Here is a 15,068-nt window from a genome sequence, read left to right as displayed (position 1 = left end):
CGCACAACCAGGGAATTCCCGGCACGGGGCATCGCCGTCAACTATCCGATGGCCGGCCGAGCACCGCGGGTTTGTCCGTGCGCGGTGGGCCAGAAGGGCGCGAGGGAGTCCCCACCTCTTGCCACTCTCAACGTATAGCGCATCGGGGGGCTTGCGGCAAGACCCGGGTCATGCCGGAGAATCGCTCGCCGAGGCCGGAACCTGCGGAAATAGGAGATTCACGAAGTGTGTGTGCTGTTGTCGGGACATGGAGCGTGCCGGGACGTCGAGCCGGGCGCCGAGGCGCGGGGATGTCCGCCGCCGGACCGTGCCGGAGCGTCCCCGGATCGGAGTCGCTGACATGAGCGCCTCGACCACCAGCGCGTTCGACCTGCCCGAGCGCCTCTCCCCCAAGGCCGACCCGGCGCTGATCGCCGACGACGAGCGGCACTTCGCGGCCGTCGCGGAGAGCCTCGGGCAGGCGATCGCCGAACTGTCCGGCCGCCTCGATGCCGAGCGCAAGGCGCCCGGCGGCGTCGGCAGGGCAGCGATGGACCGGGACACGGAGATCCACCGGCTGACCGGTCGCCTGCGCGCCCTGCGGCGCTTCGGCCTGGACCTGTGCCTCGGGCGCATCGTCCGCGCGGACCACCCCGAGCCCCTGTACGTCGGACGGCTCGGGCTCACCGACAGCACGGGGCAGCGGCTGCTGCTCGACTGGCGCTCGCCCGCGGCCGAGCCGTTCTTCGCGGCGACCCACGCCAACCCGATGGGTCTGGCGAGCCGCCGCAGGTATCGCTGGACCCGCGGCCGGATCAGCGACTACTGGGACGAAGTGTTCACCGCCGACGGGCTGGAAGGGCACGCCGCGCTCGACGACCAGTCCGCCTTCATCGCCGGCCTGGGCGGCAGCCGGTCGTCCCGGATGCGCGACGTGCTCGCCACCATCCAGGCCGACCAGGACGCCATCATCCGGGCGGGCTCCCGCGGCGCCCTCGTCGTCGACGGCGGCCCCGGCACGGGGAAGACCGTCGTCGCACTGCACCGTTCCGCCTACCTCCTCTACTCCGACCCGCGCCTCGGCCACCGCCGGGGCGGCGTGCTGTTCGTCGGTCCGCACCAGCCCTACCTGGGTTACGTCTCCGACGTTCTGCCCAGCCTCGGGGAGGAGGGCGTGCAGACCTGCACCCTGCGGGACCTCGTGGCCGAGGGGGCCGGTGCGGTGATCGAGGCCGACCCGGACGTGGCCCTGCTCAAGTCGTCCGCGGACATGGTGAAGGCGATCGAGCCGGCCGTCAGGCTCTACGAGGAGCCGCCCGCGAAGGGGATGACGGTCACGACCGACTGGTCCGACGTCTGGCTGAGCGCCGACGACTGGGCCGAGGCGTTCGACGCACCGGAACCGGGCACCCCGCACAACGAGGCGCGCGAGCAGATCTGGGCGGAACTGGTCACGATCCTGCTGGAGAAGCACGGCGGCGACGTGCCGCCCGACCAGTTCCGAAGGTCGCTGGCGCACGACGAAGAGCTGGTCGGCACCCTCAACCGCGCGTGGCCGCTGCTGGAGGCGGCTGACCTCGTCGGGGATCTGTGGTCGGTGCCCGCCTACCTGCGGATGTGCGCCCCCTGGCTCAGCCCCGAGGACGCGCGGAAGCTCAGGCGCGCGGACGCCCAGGCCTGGACGGTGTCCGACCTGCCGCTGCTCGACGCGGCACGGCAGCGGCTCGGCGACCCGGAGGCGGCGCGGCGCAAGCGCCGGCACAGCGCCTCCGTCGCCGCGGAACGCGAGCGCATGGCCGGCGTCATCGACCACCTGCTCCGGGCCGACGACGACGGCGAAGGCGCGGTGACGATGCTGCGCGGGCAGGACCTCCAGGAGAGCCTGGTCGACGAGACCGCGCTGCCCGGCACCGGCCCGGAGCCGCTGGCCGGCCCGTTCGCGCACATCGTCGTGGACGAGGCCCAGGAACTGACCGACGCGGAGTGGCACATGCTGCTGCTCCGCTGCCCGTCCCGGAGTTTCACCATCGTCGGGGACCGCGCCCAGGCCAGGCACGGGTTCACGGAGTCGTGGCGGGAACGGCTGGAGCGGATCGGGCTCGACCGGATCGATGTGGCCTCCCTGAGCATCAACTACCGGACGCCGAAGGAGGTCATGACGGAAGCCGAACTGGTCATCCGGACCGTGCTCCCGGACGCCAACGTGCCGGTCTCCGTCCGCGGCGGCGACGTTCCCGTCGTCCACGGAGCTGTGGCGGACCTGGAGGCGATCCTCGACGCCTGGCTCGCCGCGCACGCGGAAGGGACCGCCTGCGTCATCAGCGATCCGGCGTTCGGGGCGACGTTCGAGGCGACGTTCCCGGCGACGCCCCGGGCGGCCTCCCGCGTCCGGTCGCTGACCCCGGAGCTGTCGAAGGGGCTCGAGTTCGACCTGGTCGTCCTCATCGACCCGGAGGCGTTCGGCACGGGCATCGAAGGAACGGTCGACCGCTACGTCGCGATGACCCGGGCGACGCGGCAGCTCGTCATCCTCACGAGCTCCTGACTCCGGCCGCGGCGCCACGTGACCGTACGGGTGCGTGGCTGCGCGGCTCTTGCCCGGCGGCCACGGGCGAGGACAGCATGTGCCCGTCCGTCCAGTACCCGGGCAGTTGTCATGGAGCGTGAGATGGTCAGCAAGCCGAACCGTCGTACAGTCCTGGGCGCCAGTGCCGGCGCCGTGCTCGCCGGAGGGCTCGCCGCCCCCGCCACCGCATCCGCCGCAAGGCCCGGCCACGTCACGGTCCCCTCGCCGAACGGCCTGCTGCGGGTGACCGTTTCCGTGGCGAACGGGCGTCTCCGGTACGGGGTCGTGCGCCGCGGCCGGGTCCTGGTGGCCTCCTCGGGGCTCGGGCTCGACCTGGCGGAGCGACCGTTGCTCACCGGCGGCCTGGTGGTGGAGTCCGTCGAGCGCAGGACGATCGACGAGTCGTGGCAGCCGCTGTGGGGCCCCGACGCGCTCGTCCGCAACCACGCCAGGGAGTGCGTGCTGCGGACCGTGCAGTCGTCGACGGGAACACGGCTCGACCTGATCGTCCGGGTCTTCGACGACGGCGTCGGTTTCCGCTATCACCTGCCTGCCCAGGCCGGGCTCGGCACCTACACCGTCACCGCCGAACGCACGGAGTTCGCGCTGCCGCCGACCGCCACCAGCTGGTCACTCGCGGCGGGTACCGACTGGAACGCCGACGAACGGCATTACCGGCAAGCCCGGCTGTCGGACGTGGACACCGCGCAGACCCCGCTGACGCTGGCCACACCGGACGGTCAGCACATCGTGGTGCACGAGGCGGCGCTGATCGACTATCCGAGCATGACCCTCGCCGCCGGGAGCGGGCGGCCGGGCACGTTCACCAGCGAGCTGATCAGCCTTCCCGACGGCACGAAGGCCCGGCTGTCGGGTGAGTTCTCCACTCCGTGGCGCACGCTGACCATCGGCGACCGTCCCGGTGATCTCGCCGAATCGCATTTGATCGAGAACCTGAACGAACCGTGCGCGCTCACCGACACGTCGTGGATCTCGCCCGGCACGTACGTCGGTGTGTGGTGGGAGCTGCAACGGCGGCACACCACCTGGACCGAGGGGCCGCGGCACGGGGCGACGACCGAGCGGGTCAAGCAGTACATAGATCTCGCCAGGGAGGCGGGCGCGAGCCATGTGCTCGCCGAGGGGTGGAACACCAACGCCGGCGGTGAGTGGACCGGCCAGGACTTCCTCACGCCGCAACCCGACTTCGATCTGCCCGAGGTGCTGCGCTACGCGCGGGCCAACGGCATCGGGTTCGTCGCGCATAACGAAACCCGCGGCTTCGTCGACTATTACGAACAGCACCTGGACACAATCTTCGCCCGGTACGCCGAACTCGGCATTCACTCGATAAAGACCGGCTATGCGACCAGGTTCGAGCTGGGCGGGGTGAACCGCAGCCACTACGACCAGGAAGCCGTGCGCCACTACCAGCGGGTCATCGACGCGGCGGCCCGCCACAAAATCATGATCAACGCGCACGAGGCCATCAAACCGACCGGCTTGGCGCGCACCTACCCCAACATGATGACCGGCGAGGGAGTTGCCGGGATGGAGCAGCACAACTACATGGGGCCGCGGGGGAACCCGCCGGAGCAGGCCACGATCCTGCCGTTCACCAGATTCATGGGCGGGCCGGCCGACTACACCCCGGGCGTGCTCAACGTGACGTGGGACCCGGCCGGGCTCGGTACCCGGGTGCAGACGACCTCGGCCGCGCAACTCGCGCTGTACTCGGTGTTCCACAGCCCGACGCAGATGCTGGCCGATACCCCGGAGAACTACCGCTCCCACCCGGGGTTCGCGTACCTGAAGGACATGCCGGCCAGCTGGGACGAGACCCGGTTCCTGGACTGCGTGATCGGCGACTACACGGTCGCGGCCCGCCGGAAAGGTGACACCTGGTATCTCGGCGCGATCACCGACGAACACGACCGGACATTGCGCGTGCCGCTGCGGTTCCTGGGGCCGGGGCGGCACAGCGCCGAGATCTACCGCGACGCCGTGGACACCAGCTGGCACGACAACCCGCTCCCGATCGACGTTCACACCCGGACGGTGCGGTCGGCCACCGTGCTCACCCTGCGGCTCGTCGCCGGTGGCGGCACGGCGATCCGGTTCCGCCCGACACGTTCCTGACCTGGACGGACGTTCCCGAATGCCGGGGACCGGCTCCGGTCCCCGGCATTCGGGAACCCGGACCTAGCCGCCGTAGGGAAAGGCCGAGACCATGTTCCCGTTGGCGTCCTCAAGGAGCGCGGTGTCGCCCTCCTCGTTCCAGACCTGCTGCCCGATTCCGTAGGAATAGCCGCCGTATTCGCGGTTGACCTCGTTGGTGTAGACCCGGACCCGGCGGCCGGGTCCGACGGTCGAGCCGGGCGGGAAGGTGAAGGCGTGGCCGGCCTCGTCGGCCCGGAGCGTCCAGCCGGAGATGTCGACCTGTTCGGCGCCGCCGTTCAGGATCTCGACGTATTCGTCGGCTTCCTGCCTCGACCTGTCACCGCCCACCTCCACGTGCGAGATGTAGCTGTTCTCCTCCCCGACGCGGGCGAGCTGGGCCTTGAGCTGCGCGTGGCTGCGGTCGTTCTCGGGGCTGTGGAACCATTCCGCGTGGCGTTCTGTGGTCGTCGAGAATCCGGTGATGTTCATCCGGTAGAGCTCGGAGCCGATCTGCACCGTCGGGTGCATGTCGACTGTCGGCAGGTGGACCACATCGTCCCGGTCACCGCCGATGTTGGGCGTCTCGTGGTGGTGGAATCTCAAGGAAGGCAGGGGAATCGTGGTCCCGTTGTCCTTGAAGGTCACCTTGACGTCGAGATACACGTAGAACTGCGAGTGCGGCAGCGGGGGAATGCGGAAATTGTGGTGTGTAAGGGTACCCAGCACGAACTCGGAACCGTCGAGCACTGCCTCGGCCCGGGGATTACCCCCGAAGCGGTAACCGCTTCTCCTGCTGTCCGGGACGTTGCCCCATCTGACGTGATTCGTTTTCAGACCGACAAACATCGACGCGTAGTCCCTGGCGTGCCAGGCACCGCTGGTTTCAATGTTCCCCATGGACGACCTGCTCCCTCCCTGGGCGAAGATGCCCGCGACCGAATCTAGAAGCGGAGCCGGGCGACTTGAATACGAAAAACGGACAACTCCAGTGGCCGGCGTGCCGCCGCACGGCCGCCGCCGCCCCTGCTCAGGAGGGCGCCGGTCCCGCGGGTCTGAGGCGGTCGGGGAGGCGGAGGGGATAGCCCAGCCGCGTGCACCGCTGCTCGAAACCCGGGGGCAGCCACGCGCAGGCCAGCAGCCGCGGATGGGCGGGGAACGCGTGCAGCGCCGCCAGCACGAAGATCAACGACGCCCAGGACGTGTGCAGTTGGGCCGCGACGTGCTGTCCGTGTCCGCCGGTGAAGCCGCACTGAAGCCGCTCGGGGCCGACCAGCTCCACGGAGTTGAGCATGTCCCAGTTCCAGCTGTAGGCGGCGGCCACGGGGTTGAGGAAGTGGAAGCCGAGGTCGGTGATCACCACCTCGCCCGACGCCTCGGGCACCCAGCGCGGCTGGGCGGCGGCCTGCGCGGCGCGGCGCCGCGCGTGGTTTCCCATTGCCGAGCCGAGCAGCGTGCCCGCGACCAGCGCCGGGTGACCGAACGCCACGACGCTGCTGTGCGTCCAGCTTCCGTCGCCGACCGCGCGCCAGCTGAGGAAGACCGCCGGGCCGACGGCCAACGGCCGCTCACCCGGCCGGAGTCGGGCGGTGGTGGCGATCACGGGGCGCTGGTCGAGCGTGCCCGCGAGGTGGTCTCGGAGGATGTCGCACGTGTACCAGAGGTACTGGTCGAGAGAGCCCCAGGGCGGCTCGGGGGCGGGCTCGTCGCCCGGCCCGTCCCGGTCGTGGGGGCCCCAGGGACCCCACGGCACCAGCTCCTGTCCCACCGGACTCCACCCCCCGACCCGCGCCGACCGACCGTGACGGCGCGCTCACCTCAGGGTACGCCGCACCGGTCGCCGTGGGGTGGCCTTCTGAGCGGAACAATCTGTTCACACAACGGTCGAACTCGGACACTACGTTGGCGTTCATGATCGATACGCAACTGTCGCGCCGTTCCGTGCTGGGCGGGCTCCTGGGCGGAACCGCCGGGGCCGGCCTCGCCGGTTCGGCCGCCTGGGCGCGCCGGCCCCGGCCGCTCCGTGCGCTGATCGCCACCAACGAGCCCTGGGGCACCTACCATGTCGCCCCGCTCCTCGACGAGGCCCTGCGCCGCCGCTGGGACCTCACCCAACTCGTCCCCGACTACGCGGGCGTCGACCCCGGCGACCCCGTCCAGGTCGCCACCCCCGCCGACGCGCCCGAGGCGGACCTGCTCGTGGTCACCGGCGCGGGCGACTGGCCCGCGGACTGCGCCGCGCGGTTCCGCCGGCTGCCCCTCAACGCCTCCGCGCTGGCCTACCAACTGCCGGTCGAGGCGCCGCGGGCGCGCGAACTGCGGCGTCGCGTCCGCCTGTTCACCGCCTCGTCCCCGGCGGAGGGGCGGGCGTTCGCCGACTGCTTCGGCACCAGGCGCCCGGTGCGGGTGGTGGGCTCGCCGCAGACCGACGACCTCCCCCAGCGCCGCCCCGAACGGGACCTGGTGCTCGTGCTGACCAGCGTCACCCGCCCCGACCTGACCGGGGACGCGGCGCCCGGCACCGAGTTGCTGCTCCGGTCGGCCGAACGGCTGGCTGCGGCGGGCAAGCGCGTCCTGGTCGGCCTGCACCCGCGCGAGGACCGTTCGCTGTGGGAGCGGTACGAGATCAGCACCGTTCCTTCCGTGATCGCCTCGGCGCGCGCCGAGGCGGCGATCGGCATACCCGGCACCGTCTTCCCCCTGGTCGCCGCCGTCGGCACCCCGCTCGTCGGCTGCGTGGACCGGGAACTGTCCGTCCCCGACTACCTGTTGTCCGTCTGCTCCGCGACGATCACCGACCCGGCCGAGGCGCCGGACGCGGTGGACGCCGCCGAACTCCCCGACCCGGCCACGCTGTCCGACGCGGTGGGCCCGGTCGACGGCTCGGCCGACCGCCTGCTGGACGCCTGGCGCGAACGCACGCCGGCCGGCCGAGCCGCCGCCCTTTCCGGTGCCGGATCTCAGTCGGTGTAGACCTCGGCGCGGTCCACGCTCACGAACGCCGCCCCCGGCTCGGGGTTGTGCTCGCCGGTGACCCGGATCTGGAGGGTGTGCTCGCCGTACGGCAGCCGCGGGCTGAGGTACTGGAGGGTCTCGCCCGTCCGGATCGGGCCGTGGAAGTCGACACGTTCCTCCGGGCCCCCGTGGACGCTGATCGCGGCGATGCCGTTGCCGGTGTCCTGCACGGAGAGCAGCGCGGTCCCGGTGCCGGTGAAGCGGAACGTCGCGGTGTTCCCGGCCTGATCGCTCCAGTGGTCGTCGCTCCAGAGGCACCGGGCCGCGCAGCCGCTGCCGGAGTTCCAGGTGCCCTGGTACGTGACCGTGCCGTCGCCGCTCGACCGGCCGTCGTCGTTGATCCAGTAGTTGCCCGACCCCGGGTCGCCGGACGGCAGGTCCTGCGTCGCGCCCTGCGCCGGCGGGGTGCCGGAGTCCGGGCTGCCGTCGGTGGCCACCGTGTGCCGCCCGTCGGCGCCCGGCCCGTTCCGGTAACCAGCCGGGCCGGCCGGGCCGACCGGGCGGGGGATGAGCGAACTTGACCTGATCCTGGCCATCGGAATCACTTCTTCCCGCTCCGCCGCCCACGGCACGTTTCCCCGTCCTAGGCTGCCGCGCTATGAAGAGACAGACGCAGGTCACAGCCGCTCTGTTCACCATGGCGGCGGGTCTGATCACCGTCCCCCCGGCCGCCGCCACACAGTCCGCACCCGCACCCGCACCCGTGGCCGTGGCGGCCCCGGTGGCTCCCGTAGCCCCGGGGGCCACCGGGGAGGTCACCCTGATCACGGGCGACCGGGTGCTGCTCCGGTCCGACGGCGAGGTGGCGTCCGTGGTCCGGGGCGAGGGCCGCGAGCAGATTGCCTTCTCGGTGCGCCGCACCGAGGAGGGACTCCTCGTCGTGCCGAGTGACGCCGAGCCGCTCATCCGGCAGGGAATCGTCGACCAGCAGCTTTTCAACGTATCGGAACTGAGCCGCCCGCAGTACCAGCGGCTGGCCGGTGAGGGCACCCCGGTCATCATCACCTACGAAGGAGAACGCCCCGCACGGCTCTTCGACGGATCGGCCCCACAGGTGCGGGCCGAGTTGGAAAGCATCAACGGCGAGGCCCTCACCGTGGCCGACCAGGATGCCGCCGGCGTCTGGGCGGCGCTGACCGGCCCCGGCACACTCGGCTCCGCGTCCTCCGCCGTCGCCACGCTTGCCCTCGACGGACTCAACCGCGCCCAACTCGACACCAGCACCGGTCAGATCGGGGCCCCGGAGGTGTGGGAGGCGGGTTACGAGGGCGATGGCGTGACCATCGCGGTACTGGACACCGGCATCGACACGTCACACCCGGACCTGGCCGGCAGCAAGGTCGTCGCCCAGGCCAACTTCGCCGGCACGCCCGACGCCCACGACCACTTCGGGCACGGAACGCATGTGGCGTCGATCGCCGCCGGCACCGGAGCCCACTCGGACGGGGCCTACGCCGGTGTCGCTCCCGGGGCCGAGTTGTTGAACGCCAAGGTCCTGGACGACTTCGGTTTCGGTTTCGACTCCGGGATCGTCCAGGGCATGGAGTGGGCGGTCGAGGAGGACGCCCAGATCGTCAACCTGAGCCTGGGCAGCTCCGACACACCCGGCGTCGATGTGGTGGAGGAGGCCGTCAACCGGCTCTCGGCCGAGTCCGGCGCGCTGTTCGTGGTCGCGGCGGGAAACGCAGGCCCGGGCACGGTCGGCTCCCCGGCCACGGCCGACGCGGCGCTGGCGGTCGGTGCGGTGGACGACGAGGACGCACTGGCCGGCTTCTCCGGCACCGGCCCCCGCCAGGGCGATTTCGCGGTGAAACCCGACCTGACGGCTCCCGGTGTCGCCATCGGCGCGGCCGCGGCCGAGGGCAGTGTCCTGGCCGGTGAGAACGAGCCGGTGGCCGATGGCTACATCGCCATCGACGGCACCTCGATGGCGGCACCCCATGTGGCGGGCGCGGCGGCGCTGTTGCTCCAGCGGAACCCGGGCCTGACCGGGGAGCAGGTGAGGGCGGCGCTGGTCGGCTCCGCCGAATGGAACCCGGACCACGGGGCGTTCGAGCAGGGCTCCGGCCGCGTCGACGTGGCGAGTGCCGTCGAGCAGTCGGTGATCGCCGAGCCGGTCTCCCTCGGCTTCGGCTCCGCGCTGTGGCCTCACGAGGACGATACGCCGTTCGGCCGGGAGCTGACCTACCGCAACCTCGGCGAGGACGACGTCACCCTGGACCTCGGCCTGACGAGCAGCGGCCCGGCCGGGGACGCGGCACCGGACGGCATGTTCACCCTGGACGCCGAGCAGGTCACCGTCCCCGCCGGCGGCACCGCCACGGTCGAGGTCACCGTCGACACCCGTCTCGGCGGCGAGGTCAACGGCGACTACAGCGTGCTCGTCACCGCGGACGGTGACGGCCAGTCGGTGCACACGGCCGGCGCAGTGCACCGCGAGGACGAACATCACGAGCTGACGATCGAGGCCATCGGCCGCGACGGCCAACCGCACCCCGAGTGGAGCTTCTTCTTGGAGAGCCTCGGCGACGATACGGTCAGCACCCTCTCGCACGGTGCTCGCGACAGCGCCGGGACGACGACCCTGCGCGTGCCCCCGGGCGACTACTACGCCCGGCTCGACGGGTTCATCCTGGACGAGGATCTCAACCTGCTCGGCGGCGAGTCGTTCATGCAGCCGGTGCTGGAGATCACCGGGGACACGACGCTCACCTTCGACGCACGGGAGGGCCGGGATATCGACTTGTCGGTGTTCGCGGAGGACGCCGTCCGCACCAGCCTGATCGTCGGATACACCAACCGCGCCGGGTACGGCCGCACGGCCATCCTGCCGGGTGAGTTGCCCGCGGGCTTCCGCACCAGGCATCTGGGTCCCGAAGTGCCGGAAGACGACTTCTACTCCTTCGTCAGCGCCGGCTGGACGGGCGCGGCGGGCCGGTACCACACCTCGTACGACCGCAACGGCAGCTTCTTCACCGGCGTCACCGACCATGTCGGCGAGGAGGACGTGGCCGAGCTGACCGTCCACCAGGGGCAGTGGGCCGAGCACCACCAGGGGGCCACGCTCGTCTGGCCGGAGAGCGGCCCGGCCACCGGTATGTCCGACTGGGGGAGCCCCGGCGAGGATCTGCCGAGCACCTCCACGGAGTTCGTCAGGGCCGACGGTATGGGCTGGGCCATCGGCGCGGACCACCCCACCCCCGACGACCGGTCGGAAGGCACCTACCAGACCGAAGTCGAGCAGTACACGCCCGGTGAAAGCTACGAGTTGACCATGGGCGTCGGCGTTTTCGGCCCCTACCTGAACATGGAGACCGACCTGACCCGCCGGGGCGACCGCCTGTTCACCGATGTAGATCTCTTCGCCGACGGCCAGGGCAACCGCTTTTACAATGGCTTCTACGACGAATTGTCGATCACGCTGTACCGGAACGGCGAGGTCTTCCGGACCGCGGAGGACGGACGCACCTGCGGGAACTGGCAGCTCCTCCCCCCGTACATCCAGTCGTGTGTGCGCTTCGACGTTCCGCCGGACGAGGCCGCGTACGAGTGGGTCACCAGCGTCAACCGCGCTTCGTGGGCGGATGTCAGCACGGAGGTCACCACCTCGCTCTCCTTCACCTCGGCCCACTCCCCCGGCGAGGAGCACCAGAAGCTGCCGGTCTCGGTCGTGCGCTTCACGCCCGAGCTTGCGCTGGACAACTCGGCCCCGGCGGGCGAGACCTTCCCGGTCCCGGTGACCGTCGAGGGCACGGCGGCCGACGGGAACCTCGGGGCGCTGTCCGTCGAGGTCTCCTACGACCGCGGGGAGAGCTGGAGTGAACTCCCGGTCGAGGACGGTCGGATAACGGTGCAGAACCCCGCGGCCGACGGCACCGTCTCCTTCCGGGCCGAGGTCTCCGACGCGGACGGCAACACGACGCGCCAGACGATCCTCGACGCCTACCTGACCCGGTAGGGGAACGAAGGGATGCGGCAGGGTCCGGTGGGAGACGCCTCGCGTCTCCCACCGGACCCGCTGACGACCGCGGCCCGCCGGCCACCCGGGCGAAGTCCTGCGGAACGTACGAGGCGATGCTGCCGAGGCCCACATACACCCGGTGATGCGCTCGCTTCCAGGAACGCCTCCAGCCCTCCAGCCCTCCAGCCCTCCAGCCCTCCAGCCCTCCAGCGCAAGCGAGGATCGGGGTGCCTTCCCCACGGACTACCAGTGGCGTTCGCTGTAGCCGTACCGGGACGTCGGCTCTGTGCTCACCGCCACCCCGGGCAGGTCGTCGGCTCCGGTGACGTCGTGGGGCTCCCAGAGTTGGACGGTGCGCAGGCGGGGCAGCCGCCGGAGCGGCCGGAGGTTCTGGCCGGTGATGCGGTGCAGGGTGAGTTCTTCGAGGTGGGGCACAGCTTCGGCGAGGCGGACGAGGTCGAAATCGCGGGGGGGTTCGGCCAGGCTCAGGCGGGTGACGTTCGGCAGGACGGTGCCGTGGGCGAGGAGGGACGCGGCGCTGTGCACCGAGACGTAGAGCCGGTTGATCTCGGAAGCAGCGAGTGCCTGCCAGTCCGCCGCGTGGAGCTTGGGGGCGGGGCCGCGCAGGGTGAGAGTACGCAGCCGTGGCCACTCCGCCAGACCGGAGAAGTCGTGCGGGTCGTCCTGCCAGACGAGCCAGGTCATCGGAGTCCCCGGCGGGATGAGAGTCAGCGGGTGTTCCCGACCTACCCCGCCCAATACGACTTCTTCGATGTGGGCAAGCCGCTGGAGCCCGCGTGGTACGTGCTGAGGGGGAAAGTAGATGCTCACGGAGGTGAGCGGCAGGTCCGCCAGGAGAGTCAGGTCCAAGCGGGCCCCTGGCGAGTGCACCGTCATTTCTCGTAATTGAGAGAAGCTGTGCAGGAGGCTGAAGTCCACGTCTTCGAAGCACGTCAGCGCCTCGCACTTGTCGGCGATACCGGCGTCCAGAAGCTTCCGCGGGTCGCCGATCACCGCGGAGTAGGAGCGAGGAGAGGCGGCCAAGTGCGGGATCTGTGCGGCCGAGTTCAGCAGCACCCCGCTGCTGGGACGCAGCGCGGGCAGGATGGTCTCGGCGTATGCGGCGGCGTCGAAATGGCTCCAGGCCGTGGTGAGCCACGCTTCGACCCGGTCGTCGGGATGCCCGCAGAAGGCGGCCAGCCGGGTGAGCGCGGCCGGTCCGCCCAACTCGCGCAGCGCGTGGATCACCGCGAGGGCCTCGTGGTCCGCCAAATCTTCTGGGCCGGGCAGCAGTTCGACGAGTACCTGTCCGGCCCTGGCCAGTGCGGACGCCTCGGTAGTCGTTCTGGGTGGCAGCAGCGCCGCGGTGCGGGCGGTGACCTGTTCGCGGACGGCGGGGTCGAGTTCGGGGGCGTGCTCCAGGCAGGCCGCGGCGAGCAGGTGCAGCCGGATGCGGTGACGCTTGACGTCGTCGCCGCGTTTGACCAGGCCCTTCAGCAGCCGCGCGCGTTCCTGGGGGCGGCCGTGGGCGACGGCCATGCGGACCACGTCTTCCCACTGGTCACGGTGCGCGTTGCGCACGATCAGCGGGATGTCCCTGGCCTCGATCGCCTCGCGGGCGGCCAGGTAGTCCTGGAACGTGCGGTGGACAAAGTCGACGAGCCCTTCGGCCGGCTCCCGCAGGAGGCCCGAGCGTTCCACCAGGTAGCGGCACACCGTCTGCGGCGTTCCCGCGGCGGCCACGTGGGGCATCAGCGGCATCGCCTTCTCGATCACGTCCTCGGCGTCGTCCTGTTCGATCTCGGAGTGGCCGTTGCGGATCAGCCAGTACGCGATCTTCTGCAGCAGCAGGGTCTGGGTCTGCGCGTCCAGGGCGATGCCGGTCTCCACGCCACGCTGCCGGTCCCGGCGTTCCAGCAGCATGCGCAGCGCCGCCTCGTACAGCGCGGTCCGGCCACGGGGAAGGTAGCCGTGGCTGGACCGGTGCAGCGCGCACATCACCGCGCACATGAGCGGGTTGGTGGCCAGCAGCGCCAGATCCTGCCGGCTGCGCACGGCCGTCAGCAGCGCACCGGCCGCCTCCTGGCCGGCGCCGGCGGCCCGGTGCCAGCGGTGCACGAACGTCGCGACGTCCTGCTGGCTCATCGGGGTCAGGGAGAAGTCGGCGAAGCCGTCCGTGTGCAGCCAGCCGGCTCCCACGGCCGAGGGCCGGCTGGTCACCACCAGCGCGGTGAGGGGGAACTCCCGCATCAGTTCGCGCAGCCACTCGCGGGCCGCGGGGCGCCGTTCCTCGGGGATCTCGTCGAGGCCGTCGACCAGCAGCAGCCCGCGGCCGTCCGCAAGCACGCGCTCGCACCAGCCGGCCGGCGGGGAATGCGGGCAGCCGACCGCCGACAGGAAGTCGGCCGGCGTCGGCAGCTGCTGCCCGGACCGGGTGAGCGTGCGCATCGGCAGCACGAACGGCACCCGGACCACGAAATGCCCGAGGTGCGCCCCGAACTGCCGCTCGGCCGCGGTGACCGCAAGCCACTGCACCAGCGTCGTCTTCCCCGACCCGGCCACCCCGCGCAGCAGCACCCGCCGCAGTCCGTCCAGGGCCCGCTCCGCCCGTTCCGGAGGGCGGGGCACCTCGCGTTCCTCGACGGTACGGGTCAGCTCCAGATGCAGGTAGGCGTCATCCAGCGGCCACTGCGTGTCCAGTTCCAGACCGAAAATGGTCAGCTGGCCGTGCCGACCGGCCACATACCGCCGGTAGCGGTCTTCGAACTCGGTATCCGTCGCGGTCTGCCCCGGGGCCCGTTCGGCCAGGGCCTTCAGCCGGTCGGCAATCTCCTGGTTCTGGCGTGTCTGCTCCACCAGGGTCCTGGCGATGAACGTCGAGCGCCGGGTGAAGAAGTCGATGATGTGGACACAGGCCAGTCGCGTCAGGGAGTCCAGGAACTCCGCCGCCTCCGAATCCGGCGCGGGCCCGGCCCCGGCCGCCTTCGCCAGGGCCCGCGCCAGCCCGTCCGCGCCCAGCGCCACCGCGTGCACGTCGTTCATTCCCAGCGCGCCGAACGCCAGCAGCCGGTCGGCCAGTGCGGAACGCAGGAACTCCCGGTGGTCGGCCAGCTCGCCGGCCTCCGGACCCATCGAGCGCAGTGCCCGATCCACGATCTCGCCCGCCAGCCTGTGCACATCCTTGCCGGACAGCTCGCGCTTCTCCCCGCGGAAAGCGAGCAGCGCGTCCAGGCGAACGGGCCTGTCCACCAGGCCGGCGCCCGCTGGCTGGCTGCGGAACAGCTTCCGCACCACAGGCCCCACCGCTGCGGCGGCCACCCGGCCCCCCAGGTACATCGGGTCCATGCCCCACCCCCTCCCGGCAGCGGGAGCGTACCCGCACATCCGGCG

At 71.3% G+C, this 15,068-nt stretch carries 7 protein-coding genes and 1 pseudogene; 4 read left to right on the top strand and 4 right to left on the bottom strand.

Going from position 1 to position 15,068, the window contains the following annotated elements:
* Positions 1-340 precede the first annotated feature (340 nt).
* Together helR and STBA_RS25575 are read left to right on the top strand one after the other, a co-directional pair.
* Entirely contained in the window at positions 341-2,524 is a 2,184-nt protein-coding gene (helR, locus tag STBA_RS25580) for an RNA polymerase recycling motor ATPase HelR (RefSeq protein ID WP_077061468.1), read from the top strand.
* Positions 2,525-2,647: 123 nt separating this feature from the next.
* On the top strand, positions 2,648-4,684 hold the full coding sequence (locus tag STBA_RS25575) for a glycoside hydrolase family 97 protein (RefSeq protein WP_077061467.1): 2,037 nt from the start codon (positions 2,648-2,650) through the stop codon (positions 4,682-4,684).
* Positions 4,685-4,747: 63 nt separating this feature from the next.
* Here the strand turns inward: STBA_RS25575 and STBA_RS38410 are convergent, their stop codons facing one another.
* Both STBA_RS38410 and STBA_RS36780 read right to left on the bottom strand, forming a co-directional pair.
* Positions 4,748-5,602 carry a lamin tail domain-containing protein gene (locus STBA_RS38410; protein WP_216355970.1) on the bottom strand — a complete coding sequence of 285 codons (855 nt, stop codon included), beginning with the start codon at positions 5,600-5,602 and terminating at the stop codon, positions 4,748-4,750.
* Between the two features lie 130 nt (positions 5,603-5,732).
* Positions 5,733-6,470, bottom strand: a complete 738-nt coding sequence (locus STBA_RS36780; RefSeq protein WP_077061466.1) for a hypothetical protein — start codon at positions 6,468-6,470, stop codon at positions 5,733-5,735.
* 143 nt (positions 6,471-6,613) lie between these two features.
* On the opposite strand from STBA_RS36780, the gene STBA_RS25560 reads away from it, so the two are divergent.
* Positions 6,614-7,675: a hypothetical protein gene (locus STBA_RS25560; protein ID WP_077063587.1), complete on the top strand. Its 1,062-nt coding sequence runs from the start codon at positions 6,614-6,616 to the stop codon at positions 7,673-7,675.
* On the opposite strand, the pseudogene STBA_RS25555 reads toward STBA_RS25560, so the two are convergent.
* Positions 7,663-8,145: pseudogene (locus STBA_RS25555) on the bottom strand (hydrolase); the annotation flags it as partial. The gene STBA_RS25560 and the pseudogene STBA_RS25555 sit on opposite strands and share 13 nt — an antisense overlap.
* 170 nt (positions 8,146-8,315) lie before the next feature.
* Here STBA_RS25555 and STBA_RS25550 point away from each other — a divergent pair.
* A complete protein-coding gene (locus tag STBA_RS25550; RefSeq protein WP_077061465.1) occupies positions 8,316-11,675 on the top strand; it encodes a S8 family serine peptidase in 3,360 nt (1,119 codons plus the stop codon).
* Positions 11,676-11,921: 246 nt separating this feature from the next.
* Here the strand turns inward: STBA_RS25550 and STBA_RS25545 are convergent, their stop codons facing one another.
* Positions 11,922-15,023, bottom strand: a complete 3,102-nt coding sequence (locus STBA_RS25545; protein WP_077061464.1) for an NACHT domain-containing protein — start codon at positions 15,021-15,023, stop codon at positions 11,922-11,924.
* Positions 15,024-15,068 lie beyond the last annotated feature (45 nt).

Source organism: Streptomyces sp. MP131-18 (assembly GCF_001984575.1).
GTDB classification, from domain to species: domain Bacteria; phylum Actinomycetota; class Actinomycetes; order Streptomycetales; family Streptomycetaceae; genus Streptomyces; species Streptomyces johnsoniae.
Note: the sequence above shows the minus strand (reverse complement) of the source record. Positions and strands in the feature narration are given on the sequence as shown.

Coding starts and splice junctions, on each gene's coding strand:
- helR (WP_077061468.1), top strand. CDS start 341: ATGAGCGCCTCGACCACCAGCGCGTTCGACCTGCCCGAGCGCCTCTCC.
- STBA_RS25575 (WP_077061467.1), top strand. CDS start 2,648: ATGGTCAGCAAGCCGAACCGTCGTACAGTCCTGGGCGCCAGTGCCGGC.
- STBA_RS38410 (WP_216355970.1), bottom strand. CDS start 5,602: ATGGGGAACATTGAAACCAGCGGTGCCTGGCACGCCAGGGACTACGCG.
- STBA_RS25560 (WP_077063587.1), top strand. CDS start 6,614: ATGATCGATACGCAACTGTCGCGCCGTTCCGTGCTGGGCGGGCTCCTG.
- STBA_RS25550 (WP_077061465.1), top strand. CDS start 8,316: ATGAAGAGACAGACGCAGGTCACAGCCGCTCTGTTCACCATGGCGGCG.
- STBA_RS25545 (WP_077061464.1), bottom strand. CDS start 15,023: ATGGACCCGATGTACCTGGGGGGCCGGGTGGCCGCCGCAGCGGTGGGG.